3 protein-coding genes and 1 pseudogene are annotated in these 2,313 nt (G+C 40.7%); all 4 read left to right on the forward strand.

What is annotated here, in order from left to right:
- Window positions 1-333: BamA/TamA family outer membrane protein (locus ACFIO3_RS02970; protein ID WP_375704090.1), on the forward strand; the 333-nt coding region annotated here is incomplete at its 5' end.
- Window positions 334-398: 65 nt separating this feature from the next.
- Complete coding sequence (lpxD, locus tag ACFIO3_RS02975) at window positions 399-1,445, forward strand: UDP-3-O-(3-hydroxymyristoyl)glucosamine N-acyltransferase (RefSeq protein WP_375614674.1); 1,047 nt, start codon at window positions 399-401, stop codon at window positions 1,443-1,445.
- Window position 1,446: 1 nt separating this feature from the next.
- Window positions 1,447-1,914, forward strand: a complete 468-nt coding sequence (gene fabZ / locus ACFIO3_RS02980) for a 3-hydroxyacyl-ACP dehydratase FabZ (protein WP_375607210.1) — start codon at window positions 1,447-1,449, stop codon at window positions 1,912-1,914.
- 24 nt (window positions 1,915-1,938) lie between these two features.
- A pseudogene (locus ACFIO3_RS02985) lies at window positions 1,939-2,313 on the forward strand (acyl-[acyl-carrier-protein]--UDP-N-acetylglucosamine O-acyltransferase); the annotation flags it as partial.

Genomic DNA, 2,313 nt, shown 5'->3' on the forward strand with positions numbered 1-2,313 from the left:
AATAAGGGTGAAGTTTATTTCTTAGGGGGAACAACATATATGAATGCGACTGCTGAAGTACAGTTTCCTATTCCTGTTGTGCCTGAAGGATTTGGGTTGCGCGGTGCTTTATTTGCGGATATTGCCACGCTTTATGGTAATAATTATAAGGCAGTTTTTAAAGGTGAGCCGCCTGTTACCAATACCAAAAGTGCTTGGCGCTCATCTGCAGGTGTGAGTTTGATGTGGGATTCTCCGTTTGGTCCTTTGCGTTTTGATTATGCTTGGCCAATAATGAAGCAGGAGGGGGATCGTGTGCAGCAATTAAACTTTGGTATTTCTACAAAGTTCTGATTTGAGCGATTTTAAGAAGGAAAAACTTGAAGAGAATAGCTTAAGCTGGGAGAGAAAGTGTTTTGATGGCGGATACATTTTTTTTTACGCCGTCCCGACGATTGACAGTTGCAAATGCTGCTGAGTTGACGGGTGCAAAGCTTCTTAATCCAGAGTTTTCTCATAAAGTTATCAATACTCTTTCTTCACTTGAGAGTGCTGTGGAGGGTTCGCTTGTTTTTGTAGAGCATCGGAAGTTTTCTGATGCTTTGCTGGATAGTTCTGCTGTTGCTGTTTTGTGTACGAATGAGATTGTTTTTAAAGTTCCCGAAACTATGGCAATTTTGGTGACATCCACACCACAGCGTGACTTTGCTCAGATTGGTCGTATTTTGTTTCCAGATTCTGTTAAGCCAATACCTTGGTTGGGGAAGAAGGGGATTTCATCGCATGCGCATATTCATCCAACGGCTAAGTTGGCGCATGATGTGTGTATTGAAGCGGGAGCTGTTATTGGTAAAAATGTTGAGATTGGTGCAGGAACTCTTATCTCATCCACAGCTGTTATCGGTGAAAATTGCCGTATTGGATGTGACTGCTATATTGCTCCTAAGGTAACAGTTCAGTGTTCTATAATAGGTGATAAGGTTCAGCTTTATCCTGGTGTTTGCATTGGGCAAGATGGTTTTGGTTATGTTGGGGGCGTTTCTGGAATCGAGAAAATTCCACAGCTTGGTCGCGTTATTATTGAGGATGGTGTAGAAGTTGGTGCGAACACGACAATTGATCGTGGAACATTTCAAGATACTGTTATTGGTGAAGGAAGCAAGATTGATAATCTTGTACAAATTGCCCACAATGTAAAAATTGGTCGCTATTGTCTTATTGCCGCTCAATGTGGCATTGCGGGAAGTACATCTATAGGGGATATGTCTCAGCTTGGTGGAAGTGTGGGAGTAGCTGATCACATCATAATAGGTAAATCTGTTCAGATTGCTGCTCGTAGTGGTGTTATGAATGACATTCCGGATGGCGAAAAATGGGGAGGTAGTCCAGCGCGACCATTTAAACAATGGTTTCGTGAAGTAGCGGCGTTGCGCAGTATGGGAAAAGTTAAAAAGGAGAAACGCTGATATGATCAGCAGTGAAAAAACTAAAAACTTAGAGGCTGTCGATATTGAAAAACTATTATCAATATTACCGCACCGTTATCCATTTTTATTAATTGATCGTATCGTTGATATTGATGGTGAACAAGAAGCGATTGGTATTAAAAATATAACGATTAACGAGCCACATTTTACAGGACATTTTCCCTCAAAGCCTGTTATGCCTGGAGTTTTGATTTTAGAAGCTATGGCACAAACGGCAGGAGCAATAGCACTTTTAAATTTAGGCAATAAGCAAACAAATTTAGTTTACCTTATGACGGTTGATAATGCGAAATTTCGTAAGCCGGTTATGCCTGGTGATCAGCTCAAGATTCATGTTCAGCTTTTGAAAAAAAGATCTGGTATGAGACGTTTTTCATGTGTTGCAAAAGTAGAAGATGTCCGCGTCGCTGAAGCAGAAATTGCTGCGATGATTGTTGAAAAAGAATAAACGATATTTGATAGGAATTTAAAAATGTCCGGTACGAAAATCCATCCAACTGCTCTTGTGGAGAAGGGAGCGCAGCTTGGTGAGAATGTATGCGTTGGGCCGTTTTGCCATATTAGTTCAGAGGCTGTTATTGGTGATGAATGTAGTTTGACAAGTCATGTTGTAATAATGGGAAAGACGACTTTAGGAGCTAAGAGTAAAGTATTTTCTCATGCAGTTTTGGGAGCTGAACCGCAAAATAATAAACATAAAGGAGGGGCTACGACTCTTTTTATTGGTAAGAATTGTACGATTCGTGAAGGTGTAACAATGCATAGGGGTTCCGATTCGAGTGTAGGAATGACAGTTGTTGGTGATAATTGCCAATTTTTTTGTTATGCGCATATCGCTCACGATTGT

Source organism: Bartonella sp. AD328YNZD (genome assembly GCF_042196425.1).

Coding starts and splice junctions, on each gene's coding strand:
- lpxD (WP_375614674.1), top strand. CDS start 399: ATGGCGGATACATTTTTTTTTACGCCGTCCCGACGATTGACAGTTGCA.
- fabZ (WP_375607210.1), top strand. CDS start 1,447: ATGATCAGCAGTGAAAAAACTAAAAACTTAGAGGCTGTCGATATTGAA.